This is a genomic window from Sphingomonas sp. CFBP9019, assembly GCF_034045155.1.
In the GTDB taxonomy this organism is placed as follows: Bacteria; Pseudomonadota; Alphaproteobacteria; order Sphingomonadales; family Sphingomonadaceae; genus Sphingomonas; species Sphingomonas aerolata.
In genome coordinates this window covers 317275-337970 of the sequence record NZ_JAXCWK010000004.1, presented here as the reverse complement: position 1 = coordinate 337970, position 20696 = coordinate 317275, and the positions used below count along the sequence as shown (strand labels likewise).

The window sequence follows — 20696 nt, the reverse complement described above, 5'->3', positions numbered from 1 at the left end:
AGAGACTGTCCGCCGTTACACCCGTTCCTCAACTGGGCCCCGGCCTTCGCCGGGGTGGTGTTGGAGGGTGAGGAGACGCTCAGACGCGCAGGCTCGCGCCCTGCTTCGCTGCCGCCGCGACGACCTTGTCCGCGACCGCCTTCAGCTCCTCGTCGGTGAAGCTCTTGGCGGTGGGTTGCAGGACGATCTCGACCGCGACCGACTTGTGGCCGTCCTCGACGCCCTGGCCGGTGAACACGTCGAACACGCGCGCCGAGACGATCGCAGCCTTGTCGGCGCCCTTGACCGCACGCACCAGCGCGTCGGTCGCGAGCGCCGCCGGCACGAGGAACGCGAAGTCGCGGCGGACCGCCTGCAACGCCGGCGGCGTGTAGGCCGGGCGCGCGAAGCCCGAAGCGCGCTTGGGCGGGATCGCGTCGAGATAGACTTCGACCGCAGCGACCGCGCCGTCGAGGTCGAACGCCTTGAGCACCAGCGGATGCAGCATGCCGAAGCTCGCCAGCACCGTCTTCGGCCCGAGCCGGAGCGTGCCCGACTGACCCGGATGCCAGGCATCACCCGCCTCCCCCATGACCTGGAGATTGTCGACGGGTGCGCCCGAGGCGGCGAGCAGTGCCAGCGCTTCGGCCTTCGCATCATACGCGTCGAAGCTCGCGGCCTTGCCGTCGCGCCAGCCGCGCGGGCGGCGGTCGCCCGCCAGCACCACGCCGAGCGTCGCGCGTTCGGCCTCGGCGAGGTAGCGGCGACCGATCTCGAACAGGCGGACGCTTTGCTGGCCGCGCTTGAGGTTGCGGCCGGTCGCGGCGAGCAGGCCGGGGAGCAGCGAGGGGCGCATGACCTTCAGGTCTTCGCTGATCGGGTTGGCGAGCGTCCACGCGCCGCCGCCGAAGGGTGCGGCTTCGGCCTCCGAAAGGAAGCTCCACGTCACCGCCTCGTCGAGGCCGCGGGCGGCGGCGGCGCGACGCGCGCGGCGTTCGAGCTTCTGCTCGGGCGTGGCGGTCGGCTTGGCGACGCCGGGCAGGCGCGGCAGCGGTGTCGAGGGGATGCTGTCGATGCCCTCGATCCGGACGACTTCCTCGACGAGGTCGGCGGGGCCGTCGACGTCGCGGCGCCAGCTCGGGACCGTGACCGGCCATTTGCCCTCGATCGTCGAGAACAGCGCGTCGCTGAACGCGTCGGCCGATTTGATCGCACCGATCGTGAAGCCGAGCGACAGGAGCGTGCGGGCCTGGCGTTCGGGGGCCACGTGGAGCCCGCCTAGGTCGGCGCTGAGGCGCGGGTCGTAGTGCACGACGCGAGGTTCGAGCGGTGGCTCGCCCGAGCGCGTGACCTCACTTGCGGTGCCGCCGCATACGTGGAGCACGAGCGCGGTGGCGATCGCCAGGCCGTCGTCGAGGAAGGCGGGGTCGACGCCGCGTTCGAAGCGGCTGCGCGCGTCGGAGGTGAGCGTGAGCTTCTGGCCGGTGCGCGCGATATGGTCGGGATCGAAATAGGCGCATTCAATCAGCACGTCGGTGGTGTTCGCGGAGACGCCCGAATGCTCGCCGCCCATGATGCCGCCAATGTCGTGCACGGCCACGTCGTCGGCGATGACGGTCATGGTTTCGTCGAGCGTGTAGGTCTTGCCGTTAAGCGCGACGACCTGTTCGCCGTCCTTGGCTTTCCGCGCGACTAGGCCGCCCGACAGCTTGGCGCGGTCATAGACGTGCAGCGGGCGGCCGAGGTCGATCATCAGATAGTTGGTGATGTCGACGAGCGCGGAGATCGGCTTCTGGCCGATCGCGAGCAGGCTGCGGCGCATCCAGTCGGGCGACTCGCCGTTGCGCACGCCGGTGACGGTCTGCGCGAAGAAGGCGGGGCAGCCGGCGGTGTCGGCGGTGCGGACCGATGGCCCTGCCCCGTCGGTGACGATCGGATCGAAGATCAGCGGCGTGAGCGTGCCCATGCCGGCCGCGGCGAGGTCGCGCGCAATGCCGCGGACGCCCATGCAGTCCTGGCGGTTGGGTGTGATCGCGACGTCGATGACGGGATCGGTGAGCCCGGCATAATCGGGGTACGGCGTGCCGATCGGCGCGTCCGCGGGCAGTTCGATGATGCCGTCATGATCCTCGCCGAGTTCCAGTTCGCGCGTCGAGCACATCATGCCGTTCGATTCGACGCCGCGGATGCTCGCGAGCTTGAGCGTCACGTCGAGCCCGGGGACGTACGCGCCGGGCGCCCCGAACACGCCGACCAGCCCGGCGCGCGCGTTGGGCGCGCCGCAGACGACCTGCAGCGGGCCATCACCGGCGTCGACCGATAGGATCTGCAGCTTGTCGGCCTGCGGGTGGCGTTCGGCGCTGAGCACCTTGGCGATGCGGAACGCGGCGAGCTTCTCGCCCGGATTCTCGACGCCTTCGACTTCGAGGCCGATACGCGTGAGCGCGTCAACGATCTGGTCGAGCGTGGCGGTGGTGTCGAGGTGCTGCTTGAGCCAGCTGAGCGTGAACTTCATGCGCCGACTCCTGCCGACAAAGTGGGGACGTCGAGGCTCGAGAAACCATAATGTTTCAGCCAGCGGATATCGCCGTCGAAGAACGGACGGAGGTCGTCCATGCCGTATTTGAGCATCGCGAGCCGATCGATCCCGCAGCCGAACGCAAAGCCCTGCCACTCGTCCAGATCGAGCCCGCACGCCTCGATCACTTTCCGATGGACCATGCCGCTGCCCAGGATCTCGAGCCAGCCGTCTGGCTCCGCGCCGCCGACGACACGCTTGCCCTTGACCAGCGTGTAGCCGACGTCGATCTCGACCGAGGGTTCGGTGAACGGGAAATAGCTCGGGCGCATCCGCAGGACGATGTCGTCACGCTCGAAGAACGCCTTCACGAACGTCTCGAGCGTCCACTTCAGATGGCCGAGCGTGATGCCCTTGTCGATCACGAGGCCCTCGACCTGGTGGAACATCGGCGTGTGCGTCGCGTCCGAGTCCGAGCGGTAGGTGCGGCCCGGCGCGATGATGCGGATCGGCGGCTTCTGGCTCAGCATCGTGCGGATCTGGACGGGCGAGGTGTGCGTGCGGAGCAGCGAGAAGGTCGTCTTCTCGTCGGCGGTGCCCGCGGCCTTCGCGTCGATCCCCTGCTGGAGATAGAAGGTGTCGTGCATCGCGCGCGCCGGATGCGTCTCGGGGATGTTGAGCGCGGAGAAATTATGCCAGTCGGTCTCGATCTCGGGCCCGGTCGCGACCGCGAAGCCCAGGTCGGCGAAGATCTCGGCGAGTTCGTCCATGACCTGGCTGACCGGGTGGATCGTGCCGGGCATGGGCGCGTCGGCGGGCAGCGTCATGTCGAGCGTTTCGCTGGCGAGCCGCGCGTCGAGCGCGGCGCGTTCGAGCGTCGCTTTGCGCTCTGCGATGCCATTGGCGACGGCTTCGCGAAGACCCTGGATCATCGGGCCCTGCACGAGCCGCTCGTCGGGGGTCATCTTGCCGAGCGTCTTCAGCAGCGCGGTGATCGTGCCCTGCTTGCCGAGCGCCTCGACCCGGCACGCCTCCAGCGCGTCGAGGCCGGATGCCGCGGCGATCGCCGCCAACATGTGTTCGCGCATCTGGTTCAGGTCTTGCGTCACGTCATACTCCCAGGGCGGGTTCGGTCGGCAGATCGGGTAGGCGGGGCAGCCCCAGACCGATACCCAGATCGTCCCAATTTTCGTTGCGCGCTTCGATCAGTTCGATCTTCCACGCTCTTCGCCACTCCTTCAGCCGCTTCTCGCGAACGATCGCGGCCTCCATCGTGTCGAACATCTCGTAATAGGCGAGACGCCTGATGCCGTACCGGTGAGTGAAGCCGGGGATCAACCCCTCGCGGTGCTGAACCAGCCGCGCGAGCAAGTTTGAGGTGACGCCGATGTAGAGCGTGCCGTGGCGGCGGGAGGCGAGGATGTAGACGCAGGGCTGGAAGGTTTCGCGCATTTCTTGCTCCCCCTTGATCGCCCTTCCCCAGATTTCTTACATCCGTCATTCCGGCGGAAGCCGGAACCCATGGTTGCGGGCCGGATTATGGTAGCACGCTTTCGCCGGGTCCGCCGTAACCGTGGGTCCCGGCGTTCGCCGGGATGACGGAAGGGGGGATGACGGGCTGGCGAACCCCAAACGCGAAAAAGGGCGCCGGTGGTTTCCCACCGGCGCCCTTTTCAAACCCAACCTCAGTCGCGAATTACGCGGCCTGGGGAAGTGCTGCCTTCGCCTGTGCGACGATCGCGCTGAAGGCTGCGCCCTCGTGCATCGCGATGTCGGCCAGGACCTTCCGGTCGAGTTCGATACCCGCCAGCTTCACGCCGTGCATGAACTGCGAATAGGTCAGACCCTCGGCGCGGACGCCGGCGTTGATGCGCTGGATCCACAGGCCACGGAAGGTGCGCTTCTTAACCTTGCGGTCACGATATGCGTACTGTCCGGCCTTTTCGACGGCCTGACGGGCGATACGGATGGTGTTCTTGCGACGGCCATAATAGCCCTTCGCCTGAACCAAAATACGCTTGTGCTTGGCGCGGGTGGTAACACCCCGTTTTACGCGTGCCATTGTCTAATTCCTTCTCAGCTCAACGCAGGCCGTAAGGCGCCCAGGCCTTCACTGCTGCGGTATCGGCCTTGGACAGCAGCTTGGTGCCGCGGTTCTGACGGATGTACTTGCCGTTGTGATGCGCCAGACGGTGACGTTTGCCGGCGACGCCGTGCTTGAGCAGGCCGGTGGCGGTGAGCTTGAAGCGCTTCTTGACGCCGCTCTTGGTCTTCAGCTTGGGCATTTTTATCCTTTCGGTTACGAAGGGAAACGCTGAAATCGCCGCGGCAGCCCACACTGGCCGGGCGATTCGTCGAACGCGCATCCCTTCGAGGAAGCGGGGCCGATACCCGCATCGGTCCGAAATCTCAAGTCGCATTCCCGGATTAATGCGGCATCCGACCATAGTGGAACCGCTACGCCCGCCATGCGATAGGCTTATCATGGACGCCAGCCCGACGCAGCCGATCGACGCCCCCCCGCCCGCCGCGGCGCAGAAGAGGCGCAAACGGCGGATCCTGCGCAACATTCTGATCGGGATCCTCGCGGTGATCGCCGCCATCTGGCTGGTGCTCTACATCACCAAGGGTCGCTTCTTGAAGCATCCGTTCGAGCGGATCGTCGGGTCGATGACCCACCGCACGGTGACCGTCGGCGGCGATTTCCAGCTCTATTTCGCGCCGTTCCGAATCAAATTCTATGCCGAGCGCTTCACGCTCTCCAACCCCGACTGGGCGAGCCGGCCCAACCTGTTCCAGGCGGACAAGCTCGACACGCGGATCGCGCCGCTGTCGCTGATCTTCGGCAAGCGGCGGCTCTACTGGCTCGATCTGGTCAACGGCGCGGTCGATCTTGAATGGAATGCCGCGCATACCGCCAACAGCTGGACGTTCAGCGACAAGAAGGGCGGCGAGCCGCTCGAATTCCCGCGGATCGACGTGGCGACGGTGACGGGGACGAGCGTGCGCTATCTCGACCCGCGGATGCGCGTGCTCGCCAATCTCGACGTCGCCGACATCCGCTCGGTCGATGCGACGATCGGCCGCGCGGTCGGCCTCAAGGGCACCGGCCAGCTGCGCGAGACGCCGTTCACGGTGACCGCGCAGCTGCTGTCGCCCGACGCGACCGCCAATCGGGGACAGAACAAGCTGGTCGCGCGGATGCGCGCGGCGGGCAACGTGATCGACGTCGCCGGCACGCTGCCGAGCATAGCGGACGTCGAGAACGTGCCGCTCGCGGTGACCGCGCGCGGCGCCAACCTGTCGACCCTGCTCGGCGTGATCGACGTCGCGATCCCGAACACACGCACCTATCGGCTGCGCGGGCAGCTCGTGAAACAGGGCGAGGAATATCATTTCACGCGGATCACCGGCGTGGCGGGGAAGACCGATCTGGCGGGCAAGCTGACGATCACCAATGGCGAACGCATCCATCTCGATTCGGTGCTGGCGACCAAGAGCCTCGACATCGTCGATGCCGCGCCGTTCATCGGCTACAATCCCGACATCGTCGAGAGCCGCGGCGCGGTGGCGGCCGCCGCCGCGACCGGCGCGGGCGCGCAACGCCTGTTGCCCGATGGGAATTTCCCGGTCGAGACGATGCAGATCTTCGATGCCGACCTGAAATGGACGATCGGCGTAGTGCGATCGAAGAACATCCCGATCTCGAACGTCGATCTGACGCTCGACCTCGAGCGCGGGCGGCTGGCGCTGTCGCCACTGACGTTTGCGATGGCGCGCGGCAACGTCGCCTCCGACGCGGTCTTCGACACGCGGTCGCGGCCGAGCGCGGTGTCCTACGACATTCGCCTCGCGCCGACGCCGATGGGGCGGTTGCTCAAGGGCTATGGGCTTGCCGAGGCGGGGACGACCGGGACGATCAAGGGGCGGATCAAGCTCGACGGGCGCGGCGATTCGATCCATGATTCGCTGGCGTCGTCACGCGGCCGGATCGCGTTCGTGATGCCGTCGGGCGCACTGTCGGTGCGCAACGTCCAGCTCGCCGAGCTCGACATCGGCACGTTCGCGCAGCGCATGTTCCAGGGCAAGCTCGACGAGCCGGTCCAGGTCAATTGCGGCCTGATCGGCTTCACCGTGCGCGGCGGTGTGGCGGCAGCGGACCCGATCCTGATCGACACGAAGAAGAACGTGATCGTCGGCCGCGGCGGGTTCAGCTTCCGCAACGAAGCGGTCGACCTCGCCTTCCGCGCCGATTCGAAGAAGTTCAGCCTGTTTGCGGGCCAGTCGCCGGTTGGGTTTGGCGGGGTGTTCGCGGCACCGAAAATGAGCGTGGTGTCGAAGGACCTGCTCGCCCGCGTCGGCACCGGGCTGGGTCTCGCGCTGGTGGCGACGCCGGTCGCGGGTGTGCTCGCGTTCGTCGATGTCGGCGATGCGAAGGCCACCGCGTGCGGCCCGGTGCTGGCCGGCGCGACCGCCAAGGCGCAGCGGACGACCAAGGGCGAGACGCGCGACGATGTCGGCCGCGGGACGACCGCCAAGGGCGAGGATGGCAAGGCGTCCGAGGCGGAGAAGAAGGGGCAGAAGAAGAAGTTTCTGGGGATCTTCTAAGGGCGGCGGCTTTGGTCTCACCCGTGCCGCTCACCTCACTGGCCCCCGTCACCCCGGCGAAAGCCGGGGCCCATGGTTTCGGCCAGCGCGGTTAGCGACCGTTCCGTGTCCGTGGGTCCCGGCTTTCACCGGGATGACGGATATCAGGCGGGGTGCGAGGCGTAACGCCAGCCTTCCCGCCATGACGGCCTCAGTGGTCGTGACCGCCATGGTCATGCGCATCACCCGTGATCCGGTGCATCGCCTCGAGCACGTCGTCCAGCCGCGCCGGATCGCCGATCGCGAGCACATGGCCTTCGCTCGCCGCGGTCAGCGGGTCGCCGTTCCAGTCGCACATCATCCCGCCGGCGCCTTCGACGACCGGGACCAGCGCGGCGAAGTCGTAGAGCTGGAGACCCGATTCGCAGACGACGTCGAGATGCCCGCTCGCGAGCAGCCCGTAATTATAGCAGTCGCCGCCATAGACCGGCCCCTGGCGCGGGTTGCCGCCCGAGATCGCCGCGACGAGCGCGAGATAATGCGGGACGTCAGCCTCGCCGAACAAATGCGGGCTGGTCGTCGCGATCGTCGATCCCGCCAGTTCGCGGCAGACCCGGGTGCGCACCGGCACGCCGTTCAGCGTCGTCGGACGCCCCGCGACGCCGACCCAGCGTTCGCGCTGGACCGGCTGGTCGATGATCCCGAGCACCGGCCAGCCATCCTCGACCAGCGCGATCAGCGTGCCGAAGATCGCGCGGCCGACGGTGAAGCTGCGCGTGCCGTCGATCGGGTCGAGCACCCATTTGCGGTTGGTGACACCGGTCTTCTCGCCAAATTCCTCGCCGACGATGCCGTCGCCCGAGCGTTCGGCGTCGAGCAGCCGGCGCATCGCCGATTCGGCCTCGCGGTCGGCGCGGGTGACGGGGGACTGGTCGTCCTTGATCTCGACGCCGTGCTCGTGGCGGAAATAGGGTCGGATGACGTGGCCCGCGGCATCCGCGAGGCGGTGCGCGAGGTCGATATCGGCTTGGGTCACTGGCATGCGCCCTGCCTATCGATACGGTACGGCGCGAGCAATGGACGGATGCCGCGAGCGGGCGTACGTCACTGCGATCATACCGGAGTATAGCCCCATGCGCCTCGTCCCGACCCTTGCCGCCCTCCTCGTCGCCACCCCCGCAGTCGCGGCGCTCGCGCCCGGTGCGAAGGCGCCCGACTTCACCACGCGCGGCGCGATCGCCGGCAAGGTGTTCACGGTCCACCTCGCCGAACAGCTGAAGAAGGGCCCCGTCGTGCTCTACTTCTTCCCCGCGGCCTATACCGGCGGCTGCAATGCCGAGGCGCATGCCTTTGCCGAGGCGGTCCCCGCGTTCAAGAAGGCCGGCGCGACGGTGATCGGCATGTCGGCGGACAACGTCGAGACGCTGAGCAAATTCTCGGCAGAGAAATGCGCGGGCAAGTTCGCGGTCGCCAGTGCAGGGCCGAAGGTCGTCGCCGGCTATGACGTCGCGCTCGGCAAGCAAGTGATGGGACGCGACGTCACGAAGCGCACCAGTTACGTGATCGGCCGCGACGGCCGGGTCGCCTTTGTTCACGACGACATGAACCCGGCCGAGCATGTCAGTTCGACGCTGGCCGCAGTTGAGACGCTTAACCGCCGATAGATCCGCAAATCGTCACGCGTTGCTAACCTTTATCGTTCTATTCCGGGGGCGAAACGGGGGCAAATGACATGCGGGACGCGCAGGGCGCACAACAGGTGAGCACGGAGGACCTGTTCGACCAGATCGGCCGATTCCTCCGTAAGCACCGGTTGCGTCCGGATCCGTCGCATTATGCGTTCGCGCATGCCGTGCTGTCGGCACCCGACGGCCCGCTCGCGGCGCAGGTTGCGCGATTGACCGAGGGCGGCGTCCGGCTGCTGCGCAGGGATATCGAGGCGCTTGGCGGACAGGTTACCGATACGCCCGCGACCGTCGACCCCGACGACCAATGCGATCCCGCGCTGCGCGAGGGGGAGGCGGACCGGCTGGTCGCCGAGACGCAGGAGCATGTCGACGGATTCGCGACGATCATGCACAGCATCCACGCCGAGACCCGCGGCTTCGGCCATGACCTGGCCGAAAGCGCGGCGGCGATCACGACGTCGCCGGGACTGGCCGAGATCGACGAGATCACGCGGATCACGACCGCGATGATCGGCAGGATCCGCGAGTCGGAGGTGCGGCTGGCCAAGGCGAAGCACGAGACCGACGTCCTGCGGGCCAAGCTCATCGAGGCCCGCGACAGCGCACGACGCGACACGCTGACCGGCCTGCCGAACCGGCGCGCGTTCGACGAGGCGTTCGGCGCACGCGACGCGGACAAAGGCCCCTATTGCCTCGCGGTATGCGACGTCGACCGGTTCAAGCGCGTCAATGACGCGTTCGGCCACGGCGTCGGCGACCGGGTGCTGACCGCGATCGGCCAGATGATCGCGGCGGGGTGCGAAGGGCATCTCGTCGTGCGGCACGGCGGCGAGGAGTTTGCGGTGCTGTTGTGCGGCGTCAGCCTGAGCGACGCCGCGCGCCTGCTCGATTCGGTCCGCGCGATCGTTGCCGCCAAACGCTTCCGCAATCGCGAGACCGATTCCCCGCTCGGCCAGATCACCTTTTCGGCAGGCGTCACCGCGATCCATGCGGACGAAGCCGCCGAGAGCGCGTTCGCCCGTGCGGACCGGCTCCTCTACACTGCCAAGGGCGACGGGCGCGACCGGATCTGCGCCGCCTGATCCGCGCGGCGGTCCGCGGCACCGATCCTTGGCGCCGTTCACCGGATAAGTGTGGCGCAAAATCCCAACTGCTGCGTGGCTGCTGCGAAAAACCGCGCTGATTCAGCCGGATACGGAACTGGCACGGGGTGTGCAAAGCAGGGGATATCGGCAGCCGGATGGTCCGGACGCCGCCATCACCGAAGGGAAGCCACCATGTCCTCGATCCATTTCGAATCCGCCAAGCGCATCCTCCTCTCGTTCGCCGGGGCGCTGGTCTTCGCCGGCATCGCGATCAGCGCAGCGACGCCGATCATCCCGATCGCGTGATCCGGCCTGACTGCGGAAACTGCATCATGCTTCATCACCTCCATCGCGGCCAATACCGGCCCGACCGCCTGCGGGACAGCGGCCTGCTCGTCGGCATCGTCGCCTTCTCGACCACCGTCCTGCTGATCGCGACTCACGCCGCAGCGTTCGCCTGATCGGCAGCGCGGGGGATCCCTGCCCGCCAGGCGCGGGTCGCGGTCAGGCCAGCATGGCCGAAGAAGCGGGGCCGACGGGCGCGGCCTCCTCGCGCGAATAGGTCCCGATCAGCAACCCCGCCGCGAGCACATGTCCCGACATCGCCTCGACCAGCGCGGTGCGGCCCGGTGACACGCCTGGATCGCCCAGCGCCGCATCGAGCGCGAACAGCTGGAAGGCGTAGCGATGTTCGCCATGCCCGGTCGGCGGATCGGGCGGCAGCCAGCCTTCGCGCAGATATGAATTGCGCCCGACATCGCCGTCGGGCGTCCCTGCGCCGTCGGCCGCGATCGCACCTTCGGCCAGTCGCAGCCCATCGGCAGCGATATGCCAGACGATCGCGTGAACCAGCGGTTGCGGCGTCGGCGCATCCGCATCCTCGACGATCAGCGCGAGCGCGGCGGTGCCCGCAGGTGGCACGCTCCAGACCAGCGGCGGCGACACCCCGTCACCATCGGCGGTGAACCGCGGCGGCAACCGCCCCTCATGCGCAAAGGCGGGGCTGGTCAGGTCGAGCGTCGCGAACCCCGTGCCGGCCTGCGCGCCCGACCCGAGACCGGACCGGGCGATCACCAACGCGTCGGCACCAGCGCGCAATCCTTTAAGTGCGTGGCCGAGCCAGGCAGGCATGTGTTCAAGCATCGTTACCCTCCGAAGGACAGGCGCCAGGGCGCAGGACCGGTGCGCCATCGGCATACCAGCGGCTCTGATCGCGCATCGTGCCGGCATCGTGATAACAGGCCTGCGCTGTCCCACCCGCCGGATCGATCGCGACCATCCAGTTGTGATCGCCGCAGTTATGTGCCTCGCACCCCCAGGAGGCGATGCGCCGGCCCCGTTGGAAGATCGGCGTCTGCGGTCCCGAGCGTCCGCGGATCAGCGACCGCAGCCGGGCATCGTCGACCACCGCGAGCAACCCGCCGGCCACCTCGGTGCGATCAAAGAAATCGACGCCATCGACCGCGTCATGCGGGTATTTGCCGACATAGGCGGTGAGCGGCGTGGTCTGCGCCTGCCCCGCCACGGGGGTCGGCGTCCGCGTGGCAGGCGGCGTGAAGTTGGCGACCGCAGCGGTCTGCTGGGGATCGTCGCCCGCACTGCAGCCTGACACGGCCATGGCAAGCATTGCCATCCCCGCACGCAGCGACAGGGTGATCGGCGCAGCCCCGGATCCGATATGCATCGCAGCCCCCTCATGGTCTTTACATCCCAACGCGCCGACCGGGCTGAGGTTGCCCGCGATGCCGGCGCTGCCGGGGCGACTCGACGATCCGAATCTACGGGTATGCGCGAGTGCAAGCGTGTATCGTCGCCGTCCCGGGGCGCTCCGCCCCGCCGGAAGGGCAGCATCATGGCCAAGAGCCAGAAGAAATCGAACAAGGAAGTCCGCAAGCCCAAGGCCGAGAAGGAGCCCAAGGCGAACGCGTCGAACCCGACGACCAAGGGCAAGCCCGTCGAGATGACGACGCTCAAGTGATCCGGCACGAAACAGGACGATGACGATGGCGGACGACGATTACGTCTATGACGAGGCCAGCGGCGAATGGGTCGCCGCCGACGCCGCATCCACGACCCGCGCGGCGGACGACGACACGGTCGTGGTCCGCGACTCGGTCGGCAACGTGCTGGCGGACGGCGACCAGGTGACGCTGATCAAGGACCTGACCGTCAAGGGCGCGGGCCAGACGCTCAAGCGCGGCACGCTGATCAAGGCGATCCGCCTGACCGGTGACGCGCAGGAGATCGACTGTCGCTATGAGGGGATCAAGGGTCTGGTGCTGCGCGCGGAGTTCGTGCGCAAGCGGTAACGGACGCACCCCCTGATATTCCCCCTGCCGGGGGAGGAGTTCGGGATGTGGCGGATCAGACGTCCGCGGGGAGGTAGATCTCGCTGCCCTTCTCGCGGAACCTCTCGCTCATTTCAGCCATGCCCTTTTCTGCGTCGGCATGCGCACCCTTGGCGAAGATCGCGCGGTTGGCGTCGGTCTGATCGATATCGGCCGCTAGGAACGTGTCGGCGGGGCCGTTCTGTTTGGCGGCGAAGTCACGCACCTCCTGCGTGATCTTCATCGAGCAGAATTTCGGACCGCACATCGAGCAGAAATGCGCGGTCTTGGCGCCTTCTGCGGGGAGCGTCTGGTCGTGATATTGCTCGGCCGTATCGGGGTCGAGGCTCAGGTTGAACTGGTCGCGCCAGCGGAACTCGAAGCGCGCGCGGCTCAGCGCGTCGTCGCGCATCTGCGCGGCAGGGTGACCCTTGGCGAGGTCGGCGGCGTGTGCGGCGAGCTTGTAGGTGACGACGCCGACCTTCACGTCGTCGCGGTCGGGCAAGCCCAGATGCTCCTTGGGCGTGACGTAGCAAAGCATCGCGGTGCCGTACCAGCCGATCTGCGCCGCGCCGATGCCGCTGGTGATATGGTCATAACCCGGCGCGATGTCGGTGGTGAGCGGCCCCAAGGTATAGAAGGGCGCCTCGCCGCAGACCTCGAGCTGCTTTTCCATATTCTCCTTGATCTTGTGCATCGGCACATGGCCGGGGCCCTCGATCATAACCTGGACGTCGCTCTTCCATGCGCGGTGCGTGAGTTCACCGAGCGTGTAGAGCTCGCTGAACTGCGCCTCGTCGTTCGCGTCGGCGATGCTGCCGGGGCGCAGCCCGTCGCCGAGCGAATAGGCGATGTCATACGCCTTCATGATCTCGGTGATCTCGTCGAAGCGCTCGTAGAGGAAGCTCTCCTTGTGGTGGCTGAGGCACCATTTCGCCATGATCGAGCCGCCGCGCGAGACGATGCCGGTGACCCGCTTGGCGGTCATCGGGATATAGGCGAGGCGCACGCCGGCGTGGATCGTGAAGTAATCCACGCCCTGCTCCGCCTGTTCGATCAGCGTGTCGCGGAAGATCTCCCAAGTCAGATCCTCGGCGACGCCGCCGACCTTCTCGAGTGCCTGATAGATCGGCACGGTGCCGATCGGCACGGGGCTGTTGCGCAGGATCCATTCGCGCGTGTCGTGGATGTTGCGGCCGGTGCTCAGGTCCATCACCGTGTCCGCGCCCCAGCGGATCGACCAGACGAGCTTGTCGACCTCGGCGGCGACGTTCGACGCGACCGCCGAATTGCCGATATTGGCGTTGATCTTGACCAGGAAGTTGCGGCCGATCGCCATCGGCTCGGATTCGGGGTGGTTGACGTTGTTGGGGATGATCGCGCGGCCGCGCGCGACCTCGTCGCGGACGAACTCGGGGGTGACGAAGTCGGGGATCGACGCACCGAAGCTCTCGCCGTCGCGCTTATACTCTTTCAGCATCGCGCGGCCGAGATTCTCCCGCGTCGCGACATATTCCATCTCGGGCGTGATGATGCCACGGCGTGCGTAATGCATCTGGCTGACATTGGCGCCAGCCCTGGCGCGCAACGGGCGCTTGATGCTGCCGGGAAATTGCGGGACGCCGCCCGAGCGGTCGGGGCCGAGCTGGCCATTATCCTCGGGCCGGACCGCGCGCGCGTCGTAACTCTCGACGTCGCCGCGCGCCTCGATCCACTGGCGGCGGAGTTGCGGCAGGCCGGCGTTGATGTCGATCGTCGCCCTGGGGTCGGTGTACGGACCGCTGGTGTCGTAGACGCGCAAGGGCGGCTCGGAGCAGCTGGGGTCGAGCACGATCTCGCGCATCGCGACGCGGACGTCGGGGCTGGAGGGCACCGCGACATGGATCTTCCGCGAGCCGCGGATCGGGCCGGTGGTGACGCCGATGTCGGCGGTCGGGATGCGGGGATCGTAATCGGCCATGCGCTTGCTCCTAAAGGTCTCGGAGCAAGGCATGCGGTTCTGTGGCGACCGCTCCCTCCCTCCGCCGGTATCAACCGGATCAGGTTCAGCGGGTCGAAGGCTCCTGCCTTCCTCTCAAGCGCGGATCGGCGCTCCCCCGGGGTAGGGCGAGCATAGGCGCAACGGACGGGGGCGCAAACGGAAAAACCCCGCACGGCCGGGCCGCACGGGGTTTCGGATCGATCGGCGGGTTGCGATCAGAAGGTGTAGGTCAGGCCCACCGCGCCGAGCCACTGGTCGGCATCGCCGACGTCCGCGACGATCGGGCTGTCCTTGTACTTGCCGAGCATGCGGCCGTAGAGCACCCCTGCGCCGACGCCGAAGCCGCGGCGCAGATCGCCCGACAGGCTCTGCAAAGCAAACGCGGAGACGTTGACCCGGCGGAAGCCGCTGTCGTTGATGTCATAGGTGCGCAGACCGCTGTTGATCGTGCCGATCGGCGTGACCGCGGCATAGGTCCGGCCAAAGCCCTTGCCTGCATAATCCGCCGACAGGCCGAAGGCGACCAGGGTGCGGACCGACAGCGGCGTCGTGTAGTTGACCTGCGGGGTGATGACATAGCTGTCGTGCGTGCCCGACACGTCGTGGATATAGGCGACACGCGCGGTCAGCGTGTCGTATTCGCTGGTGATGACGCCGGTCTTGCCGATGCCGACAAAGCCGCCGACTTCATAGGCCGTGTCGATCTTGCCGAGCGCGCGGACCTGCCGGTTGTCGACCCGGCCCGTGCGATCGGTGCGGACGGCGGCGATAACGCCGACTTCGTAGTTGATCCCGACCGACCCCGTATTGGGGATCAGGTTCACATAGAGCTGCGTACCGCGCGTAAAGAAGTCATGCCCGCGGACCGTACCGATCGCGACCGCGCCGGGGGTGAAGCTGTTGCTGTCCGCACCTTCGTAATCGGGAAGCGACGCGACGCCGAGCCCCAGCGTGATGCGGTTGTTGTCGGCGGGATCGGTGATTGGCGGGGTCGGATTGGGATCCGTCTGCGCAAGTGCCGGCGTGGCGAGGGCGACTGCCGCGGTTGCGGCAGTCAGAACGAGTGAGAATGCGCGCAAGGACGGGCTCCGGACAAAAAGGTTCCACCGCGCAACGCGGGGCAACCCCATTCGGTCCGTTGCAATCCGTCAGAAGATGTAACGCATCCTGACCTGTTGCATTTCAGCATCACCGACGAGCATGAACCGTGCCGCGGAAAAGCGAGGCGGTCCGAAGCGTACCGCCGCGTTGTTCGAGAAGCCATAGCCCTCGCGCGGGATGCCCGCGATCGTGTCGAGCTTGGAATTGCTGTTCTCGTCATGGATGATCGCCAGCGCATAGCCGCGCTGCGGCAGGCCCGGAAAGCTCGTCGTCCGGACCGCGGCGGGCAGGGTCCGGGTCAGCGCCTTGGCATCGTCGACACAGGCGGGGAAATTATCGGGGTCGGCGGTCAGACAGATACGGATCAAGCCCTTGGCCGAGCGAAGATTGTCGACCTCGACGTCAAGCCGCGTGACCGGGCTCGCCGCCGCCAGAACGGCCCAGAGCGCCGCCGCGGCCAGCACGCGCGGCAGCCTTGGCATGCGATCTGCGGACATCGCCGAGCTCCCGGTCGGTGCCGCAGAGCCGATCCCAGAACCGGAAAATGAGCTCATAATTGCACCTGTATCGTTCATGATGTGGCTGATGGTGGCTGGCCGTGATCAGCCATGTCCCCAATGCTCCCCTCCACATGAACCGGGGAAAAACCTCCCGGCCCATCGGATTGGCCCCCTCCATAACGGTCATGACCGTCAGAGCCAAACCGAGCGCACCGCCAGGGTCGGAATCGCAATGACCCGTAGCGGAATTATCACAGCGCCGGGACCGGATCGAACGCCGTTGCCATTCAGACCCTCGGTCGACCACGCCCGGCCGGTGCTCCACCTGTTTGCACTGACTCTAGTCTATCGCCCCCGCAAAATGATCGAAACCGGCGGCATCCGGGTACGCGGCTGCAAAGCACGACGGCCTGTGCGCCTGCAAACCAAACGCCGCCCCATTCTATGTCGGAACACCGGATCCTCATCATATCTTTATCGATTTTACAGAATTCAGCGCCACGAATTCATCTATCGAACTTTATTTGACGCCTCCCAATGTGATATTTTTTTTCAGGTCAACAGATTTGAGACCCTGATAGCAGAACATTGCTCCATTACGACGATATCACCCGTTTTAAAGTCCGACGCCATGTCAGAGACAGGCCATCTCGATACTATAAATTTAGGAGATGAGGATATGGCAACCATCAACATCATGATTGCTGTGGATGTGGAAACAGCTCAGTCGACGGCCAGTGGCCAGACCATCACCCAAGGTCTGTATATGATCGACACGACGGGCTATGAAGGCACGTCCGAGGGTGGCAACGAGTTGACGACGCCGTGCAATGCCGGTGACGTCTTGGTGTGGACCGTCTATCCCATCAATCCCGCCGATAATATCGCAATCACCGGGTTTACCGGTCAATGCACGCAGAACCCGCCGAATAGTGTATTCCAGAAGCTTGAAAAACAGACGACGCCCGCGGGCGTTATCTATTGGACCTGTGTGATCAACAACGGCACAGCAACGGGGTCCTACCAGTACAGCGTCGTCTTCTCGATGTCGGGCAAGACTTACAGCTATGACCCGTTCATCAAGGTCCCGGCGAACTGATCGCCAGCGCGTAAACATGGGCATGTGCGCTCCCGGCTGATCCGGAAAAGAGCGCGCGCCGCACATGGTGCCGGGCAGCAGCGACGACTTGCGGCTGCCCGGTACCGCAAAAGCCCGCGCAGTTCCTCGGCCAGCATCGCTTGACCTGTCCGCTGAGCGTCCGGAACCCAAGTCAGGCGCGTCGGTCGAGGATCAGGATCGGCGCGTCACGATAACGACCCTCGATGCGCAGGCGGTAGCCGAGGCGCTCGGCGAGGCGGAGCGAGGGCGCGTTGCTTGGGTCGATGATGCAGGTCGTGGCGGCGATGCGCGGGTCGGCCCAGGCCAGGACCGCCGCCATCGCCTCCGATGCATAGCCCTGCCCCTGCGCGTCGCCGGTCAGCGTCCAGCCCATTTCGGGGCCGATCGCACCGGGACCGTCGATCGGCGGCAGGATCGCGCGCCGCGCTTCGATCAACCCCATCTCGCCGATCAGTCGGCCGGTCACAGTCTCGCGCACGATCCAGCTGCCATAGCCGAACGCGGTCCACTGCCCGATCGATCGGAGCAACCGGATCCACACCTCCTCGCGACTGCGTGGCGTGCCGCCGATCATCGCATAGACGCGGGCGTCGGCCCACATCGCGGCGCAGTCGTCGAGATCGGCAAGGACATGGCCGGTCAGCGTCAGGCGCGCCGTGGCCAGCGTCGGGGCCTGGGGGTGGCGGGGACCGGGATCGCTGGCGTGCGGTGCTGGCGAAGCGTCGGTCGGGTGTGAGGGGGGCATGGCGGCTCCGGATCTGGCATGGACATAGTGGCGGAGATGGCGGCGGCGCGCCATGCCCGACCTGACGTCCCCCGTCCCTTCGCGTCCGTCACGTGGTGGCAGCGGAAGGCGATGACGTGCGGGGGATCGTCTCGGTGGCGGAAGAGGCCGCCGGGCCGGCAATGCAGGTTGTCTTCGCGCGCGATTGGGCGGGAAAGGCTGTTTTCGCAGGCGCCGGTTTGCGCTAGTCGGAGCCATGGCATCGACGATCTCCTGCGACGTCGCGATCGTTGGCGCGGGCCTGGCCGGCGGGATGATCGCGCTGGCGCTCAAAGCGAAGCATCCGGCGCTCGACGTGCGGCTGGTCGATGCCGCCCCGACGGTCGGCGGCAACCACCTCTGGTCGTTCTTCGACAGCGACGTGGCGGCGGCGGACCGATGGATCGTCGCGCCGCTCGTGGTGCATGGCTGGCAGGGCTATGACGTGCGCTTTCCGGGGCATGCGCGGACGATCGACGCGCGTTACAATTCGATCGAGAGCGTCCAACTCGACCGCGAGGTACGCCGCGTCCTGCCGCCGCACGCGCTGATGCTCGACCGCAAGGTGAGCGGCGCGAGCGCGACCGCGGTGGTGCTGAGCGACGGCGACCGGATCGAAGCGACCGGGGTGATCGACGCGCGCGGGCCGGGCGACCTCACGCTGCTCGATCTGGCGTGGCAGAAATTCCTCGGACGCGAACTGCTGCTCGACGCGATGCACAAGGCGCCGCGGCCGATGGTGATGGATGCGGGCGTCGAACAGCTCGACGGCTATCGTTTCGTCTATTGCCTGCCCTTCAAGGCGCGGCGGATGTTCGTCGAGGACACCTATTACAGCGACACGCCCGATCTCGATCTGCCCGTGCTGCGCGACCGGATCGACGCCTATGTCGACGAGCGCGGCTGGTCGGTGAAGCGGATCGAACGAGAGGAATCGGGCGTCCTGCCGGTGGCGATGGGCGGCGATTTCGAGGCCTATTGGCGCTCGACCGGCGCGCGCGTCGCCAAGGCGGGGATGCGCGCGGGGATGTTCCACCCGACCACCGGCTATTCGCTGCCCGATGCGGTACGGACCGCGTCGATGATCGCGGCGCTGGGGGATTTCTCGGGCGCACGGCTGCACGATGCGACCTATGCGATGGCGCAGGCGACGTGGAAGAGCCGCGGTTTCTACCGGATGCTCGACACGATGCTGTTCCGCGCGGCGGAGCCCGAGGAACGCTACCGGATCCTCGAGCGCTTCTATCGCCTCTCCCCTTCGCTGATAGGCCGTTTCTATGCCGGACGTTCGACCATGACCGACAAGGCGCGGATCCTGACCGGCAAGCCCCCCGTCCCCATCGTGCGCGCCGTCCGCGCCATCGCAGGCAGTATGAGATCATGAAGACAGCTATCGTCATCGGCGCAGGGTTTGGCGGGCTGGCGCTCGCGATCCGGCTGCAATCCGCAGGCGTCCAGACGACCATCGTCGAGAGCCGCGACAAGCCGGGCGGGCGTGGTTATTACTGGGAGCGCGACGGCTTCACCTTCGATGCGGGCCCGACCGTCATCACCGATCCCGACTGCCTGCGCGAACTATGGGCGCTGAGCGGGCACGACATGAGCGCGGACGTGACGCTCGACCCGGTGCTGCCCTTCTACCGGCTGAACTGGGCGGACGGGACGAATTTCGATTATACCAACGACGATACGCAGATGCGGGCGGAGATCGAGAAGCTGCATCCGGGCGACTGGGCGGGCTATGAGAAGTTCCTCGCCTATTCCGCCGGCGTTTTTCACGAAGGCTATGAGAAGCTCGGCCATGTCGCGTTTCTCGACTTCGGGTCGATGATTAAGGCGGCGCCGGCACTGGCGAAATACCAGGCCTGGCGCTCGGTCTATTCGATCGTGTCGAGCTTCGTGAAGTCCGAGAAGCTGCGCGAGGCGCTCTCGTTCCACACGCTCCTCGTCGGCGGCAATCCGATGACGACGAGCGCGATCTATGCGCTGATCCACAAGCTCGAGCGCGATGGCGGCGTATGGTTCGCGCGGGGCGGCACCAACCGGCTGGTCGCGGCGCTGGTGACCCAGTTCGAACGGCTGGGCGGCGTGCTGCGGCTCGACGACCCGGTGACGTCGATCGAGACGCTGGGCGACCGCGCGACCGGGGTCACGACGGCGAGCGGCTGGTCGGGCCAGGCGGATGCGGTGGCGGCGAACAGCGACATCATGCACACCTATCGCGACCTGCTGGCGACGTCGCGCAGCGGACAGCGGACCAAGGCGTCGCTCGAGCGCAAGAAGTACAGCCCGTCGCTGTTCGTCGTGCATTTCGGGATCAAGGGCACGTGGCCCGGCATTCCGCACCACATGATCCTGTTCGGGCCGCGCTATAAGGGGCTGCTGTCGGACATTTACGATCACGGCGTGCTGGCGGAAGATTTCTCGCTTTATCTCCACCACCCGACTGTCACCGACCCCAGCCTGGCGCCGGAGGGGCATTCGACCTTCTACGCGCTCGCGCCGGTGCCGCATCTCGGCAAGTTCCCGGTCGACTGGGACGAGATCGGCCCGATCCTGGAGAAGCGGATCCTTGACGAGATCGGCCGGCGGTTGATCCCGGACATCCACGACCGGATCGTGACCAAGTTCAGCTATGCGCCGAAGGATTTCGCACAGGATCTGAACGCGCATCTGGGCTCGGCCTTCTCGCTCGAGCCGGTGCTGACGCAGAGCGCCTATTTCCGCGTGCACAACCGCGACGATCATATCCCGAACCTGTACTTCGTCGGCGCGGGGACGCATCCGGGGGCGGGGATCCCGGGCGTCGTCGGGAGCGCTAAGGCGACGGCGCGGTTGATGCTTGAGGGCGAGCAGTAAGGGTTTGTTCACGCGGAGACGCGGAGGCGCGGAGATGGTGCGTCCAGCCTATCGGTCGGAAGACCTCTCGGCTGTACGTCATCATGGTATAAGGTCGCTCCGCGACCCTTGCTGAAACTCCGCGCCTCCGCGTCTCCGCGCGAACCCATTCTTTTCTTGCGGCACCACGCGCGCTTCCCCTAGCGAGG

At 66.6% G+C, this 20696-nt stretch carries 21 protein-coding genes, 1 pseudogene and 1 riboswitch; of the genes and pseudogenes, 9 read left to right on the top strand and 13 right to left on the bottom strand.

Going from position 1 to position 20696, the window contains the following annotated elements:
• Positions 1-79 precede the first annotated feature (79 nt).
• The 5 genes from pheT to rpmI form a co-directional block, all read right to left on the bottom strand.
• Positions 80-2494: a phenylalanine--tRNA ligase subunit beta gene (pheT, locus tag SOM18_RS13260; RefSeq protein WP_192007895.1), complete on the bottom strand. Its 2415-nt coding sequence runs from the start codon at positions 2492-2494 to the stop codon at positions 80-82.
• Complete coding sequence (pheS, locus tag SOM18_RS13255; protein WP_320481919.1) at positions 2491-3585, bottom strand: phenylalanine--tRNA ligase subunit alpha; 1095 nt, start codon at positions 3583-3585, stop codon at positions 2491-2493. Before pheS ends, pheT begins: the two co-directional genes overlap by 4 nt.
• Positions 3586-3607: 22 nt before the next feature.
• Complete coding sequence (locus SOM18_RS13250) at positions 3608-3949, bottom strand: GIY-YIG nuclease family protein (RefSeq protein ID WP_031439310.1); 342 nt, start codon at positions 3947-3949, stop codon at positions 3608-3610.
• 244 nt (positions 3950-4193) lie between these two features.
• Positions 4194-4559 carry a 50S ribosomal protein L20 gene (gene rplT / locus SOM18_RS13245; protein ID WP_031395288.1) on the bottom strand — a complete coding sequence of 122 codons (366 nt, stop codon included), beginning with the start codon at positions 4557-4559 and terminating at the stop codon, positions 4194-4196.
• A 19-nt stretch (positions 4560-4578) separates the two neighbouring features.
• Positions 4579-4782 (bottom strand): 50S ribosomal protein L35, encoded by a 204-nt coding sequence (gene rpmI / locus SOM18_RS13240; protein WP_031395289.1) that lies wholly within the window; start codon positions 4780-4782, stop codon positions 4579-4581.
• Between the two features lie 199 nt (positions 4783-4981).
• On the opposite strand from rpmI, the gene SOM18_RS13235 reads away from it, so the two are divergent.
• Positions 4982-7105, top strand: a complete 2124-nt coding sequence (locus SOM18_RS13235; protein WP_031439309.1) for an AsmA family protein — start codon at positions 4982-4984, stop codon at positions 7103-7105.
• Positions 7106-7295: 190 nt separating this feature from the next.
• On the opposite strand, the gene SOM18_RS13230 is transcribed toward SOM18_RS13235, so the two are convergent.
• Complete coding sequence (locus SOM18_RS13230; RefSeq protein WP_031439308.1) at positions 7296-8126, bottom strand: inositol monophosphatase family protein; 831 nt, start codon at positions 8124-8126, stop codon at positions 7296-7298.
• Between the two features lie 91 nt (positions 8127-8217).
• On the opposite strand from SOM18_RS13230, the gene SOM18_RS13225 reads away from it, so the two are divergent.
• From SOM18_RS13225 to SOM18_RS13215, 3 genes are all read left to right on the top strand, one after another.
• On the top strand, positions 8218-8748 hold the full coding sequence (locus tag SOM18_RS13225) for a peroxiredoxin (protein WP_031439307.1): 531 nt from the start codon (positions 8218-8220) through the stop codon (positions 8746-8748).
• Between the two features lie 68 nt (positions 8749-8816).
• The gene (locus SOM18_RS13220) at positions 8817-9854 is read left to right on the top strand and encodes a GGDEF domain-containing protein (RefSeq protein WP_031439306.1); all 1038 of its coding nucleotides are present in this window, start codon (positions 8817-8819) and stop codon (positions 9852-9854) included.
• A gap of 335 nt (positions 9855-10189) precedes the next feature.
• Positions 10190-10318: a hypothetical protein gene (locus tag SOM18_RS13215; protein WP_268745752.1), complete on the top strand. Its 129-nt coding sequence runs from the start codon at positions 10190-10192 to the stop codon at positions 10316-10318.
• Between the two features lie 43 nt (positions 10319-10361).
• Here SOM18_RS13215 and SOM18_RS13210 read toward each other — a convergent pair whose 3' ends face one another.
• Together SOM18_RS13210 and SOM18_RS13205 are read right to left on the bottom strand one after the other, a co-directional pair.
• Positions 10362-11000, bottom strand: coding sequence for a YbhB/YbcL family Raf kinase inhibitor-like protein (locus SOM18_RS13210; RefSeq protein ID WP_031439305.1), 639 nt, complete (start codon positions 10998-11000; stop codon positions 10362-10364).
• Positions 10993-11541, bottom strand: a complete 549-nt coding sequence (locus tag SOM18_RS13205; protein ID WP_042466426.1) for a hypothetical protein — start codon at positions 11539-11541, stop codon at positions 10993-10995. Before SOM18_RS13205 ends, SOM18_RS13210 begins: the two co-directional genes overlap by 8 nt.
• A 168-nt stretch (positions 11542-11709) precedes the next feature.
• Here SOM18_RS13205 and SOM18_RS13200 point away from each other — a divergent pair, with 168 nt between their 5' ends.
• The gene (locus tag SOM18_RS13200) at positions 11710-11835 is read left to right on the top strand and encodes a hypothetical protein (protein ID WP_260171387.1); all 126 of its coding nucleotides are present in this window, start codon (positions 11710-11712) and stop codon (positions 11833-11835) included.
• Between the two features lie 25 nt (positions 11836-11860).
• Positions 11861-12166 carry an alkylphosphonate utilization protein gene (locus SOM18_RS13195; RefSeq protein ID WP_031439303.1) on the top strand — a complete coding sequence of 102 codons (306 nt, stop codon included), beginning with the start codon at positions 11861-11863 and terminating at the stop codon, positions 12164-12166.
• Positions 12167-12221: 55 nt separating this feature from the next.
• Here the strand turns inward: SOM18_RS13195 and thiC are convergent, their stop codons facing one another.
• The 4 genes and pseudogenes from thiC to SOM18_RS13175 form a co-directional block, all read right to left on the bottom strand.
• Positions 12222-14144 carry a phosphomethylpyrimidine synthase ThiC gene (gene thiC, locus SOM18_RS13190; RefSeq protein ID WP_031439302.1) on the bottom strand — a complete coding sequence of 641 codons (1923 nt, stop codon included), beginning with the start codon at positions 14142-14144 and terminating at the stop codon, positions 12222-12224.
• Between the two features lie 39 nt (positions 14145-14183).
• Positions 14184-14291: riboswitch (TPP riboswitch) on the bottom strand.
• An 89-nt stretch (positions 14292-14380) separates the two neighbouring features.
• Positions 14381-15244 (bottom strand): MipA/OmpV family protein, encoded by an 864-nt coding sequence (locus tag SOM18_RS13185; protein ID WP_042466424.1) that lies wholly within the window; start codon positions 15242-15244, stop codon positions 14381-14383.
• A 69-nt stretch (positions 15245-15313) separates the two neighbouring features.
• Complete coding sequence (locus SOM18_RS13180; RefSeq protein ID WP_235188267.1) at positions 15314-15763, bottom strand: DUF2141 domain-containing protein; 450 nt, start codon at positions 15761-15763, stop codon at positions 15314-15316.
• Positions 15669-16027 (bottom strand): annotated as a pseudogene (locus SOM18_RS13175) (sterol desaturase family protein); the annotation flags it as partial. The gene SOM18_RS13180 and the pseudogene SOM18_RS13175, both read right to left, overlap by 95 nt.
• Positions 16028-16445: 418 nt before the next feature.
• Here SOM18_RS13175 and SOM18_RS13170 point away from each other — a divergent pair.
• Complete coding sequence (locus SOM18_RS13170; RefSeq protein ID WP_052380814.1) at positions 16446-16865, top strand: hypothetical protein; 420 nt, start codon at positions 16446-16448, stop codon at positions 16863-16865.
• 172 nt (positions 16866-17037) lie between these two features.
• Here the strand turns inward: SOM18_RS13170 and SOM18_RS13165 are convergent, their stop codons facing one another.
• On the bottom strand, positions 17038-17631 hold the full coding sequence (locus tag SOM18_RS13165; RefSeq protein ID WP_081874090.1) for a GNAT family N-acetyltransferase: 594 nt from the start codon (positions 17629-17631) through the stop codon (positions 17038-17040).
• Between the two features lie 235 nt (positions 17632-17866).
• On the opposite strand from SOM18_RS13165, the gene crtY reads away from it, so the two are divergent.
• Together crtY and SOM18_RS13155 are read left to right on the top strand one after the other, a co-directional pair.
• The gene (gene crtY / locus SOM18_RS13160; RefSeq protein WP_031439299.1) at positions 17867-19033 is read left to right on the top strand and encodes a lycopene beta-cyclase CrtY; all 1167 of its coding nucleotides are present in this window, start codon (positions 17867-17869) and stop codon (positions 19031-19033) included.
• Complete coding sequence (locus SOM18_RS13155; protein WP_031394044.1) at positions 19030-20508, top strand: phytoene desaturase; 1479 nt, start codon at positions 19030-19032, stop codon at positions 20506-20508. Before crtY ends, SOM18_RS13155 begins: the two co-directional genes overlap by 4 nt.
• The last annotated feature ends 188 nt before the right edge of the window (positions 20509-20696 follow it).

Bases quoted from the DNA above. Each gene is read 5' to 3' on its own strand.
- SOM18_RS13155 (WP_031394044.1), top strand. From the start codon at position 19,030: ATGAAGACAGCTATCGTCATCGGCGCAGGGTTTGGCGGGCTGGCGCTC.
- SOM18_RS13250 (WP_031439310.1), bottom strand. From the start codon at position 3,949: ATGCGCGAAACCTTCCAGCCCTGCGTCTACATCCTCGCCTCCCGCCGC.
- SOM18_RS13195 (WP_031439303.1), top strand. From the start codon at position 11,861: ATGGCGGACGACGATTACGTCTATGACGAGGCCAGCGGCGAATGGGTC.
- SOM18_RS13205 (WP_042466426.1), bottom strand. From the start codon at position 11,541: ATGCATATCGGATCCGGGGCTGCGCCGATCACCCTGTCGCTGCGTGCG.
- SOM18_RS13170 (WP_052380814.1), top strand. From the start codon at position 16,446: ATGGCAACCATCAACATCATGATTGCTGTGGATGTGGAAACAGCTCAG.
- SOM18_RS13235 (WP_031439309.1), top strand. From the start codon at position 4,982: ATGGACGCCAGCCCGACGCAGCCGATCGACGCCCCCCCGCCCGCCGCG.
- rplT (WP_031395288.1), bottom strand. From the start codon at position 4,559: ATGGCACGCGTAAAACGGGGTGTTACCACCCGCGCCAAGCACAAGCGT.
- SOM18_RS13215 (WP_268745752.1), top strand. From the start codon at position 10,190: ATGCTTCATCACCTCCATCGCGGCCAATACCGGCCCGACCGCCTGCGG.
- pheS (WP_320481919.1), bottom strand. From the start codon at position 3,585: ATGCGCGAACACATGTTGGCGGCGATCGCCGCGGCATCCGGCCTCGAC.
- SOM18_RS13230 (WP_031439308.1), bottom strand. From the start codon at position 8,126: ATGCCAGTGACCCAAGCCGATATCGACCTCGCGCACCGCCTCGCGGAT.
- SOM18_RS13220 (WP_031439306.1), top strand. From the start codon at position 8,817: ATGCGGGACGCGCAGGGCGCACAACAGGTGAGCACGGAGGACCTGTTC.
- SOM18_RS13210 (WP_031439305.1), bottom strand. From the start codon at position 11,000: ATGCTTGAACACATGCCTGCCTGGCTCGGCCACGCACTTAAAGGATTG.
- SOM18_RS13165 (WP_081874090.1), bottom strand. From the start codon at position 17,631: ATGCCCCCCTCACACCCGACCGACGCTTCGCCAGCACCGCACGCCAGC.
- pheT (WP_192007895.1), bottom strand. From the start codon at position 2,494: ATGAAGTTCACGCTCAGCTGGCTCAAGCAGCACCTCGACACCACCGCC.
- rpmI (WP_031395289.1), bottom strand. From the start codon at position 4,782: ATGCCCAAGCTGAAGACCAAGAGCGGCGTCAAGAAGCGCTTCAAGCTC.
- SOM18_RS13180 (WP_235188267.1), bottom strand. From the start codon at position 15,763: ATGTCCGCAGATCGCATGCCAAGGCTGCCGCGCGTGCTGGCCGCGGCG.
- SOM18_RS13225 (WP_031439307.1), top strand. From the start codon at position 8,218: ATGCGCCTCGTCCCGACCCTTGCCGCCCTCCTCGTCGCCACCCCCGCA.
- SOM18_RS13200 (WP_260171387.1), top strand. From the start codon at position 11,710: ATGGCCAAGAGCCAGAAGAAATCGAACAAGGAAGTCCGCAAGCCCAAG.
- thiC (WP_031439302.1), bottom strand. From the start codon at position 14,144: ATGGCCGATTACGATCCCCGCATCCCGACCGCCGACATCGGCGTCACC.
- crtY (WP_031439299.1), top strand. From the start codon at position 17,867: ATGGCATCGACGATCTCCTGCGACGTCGCGATCGTTGGCGCGGGCCTG.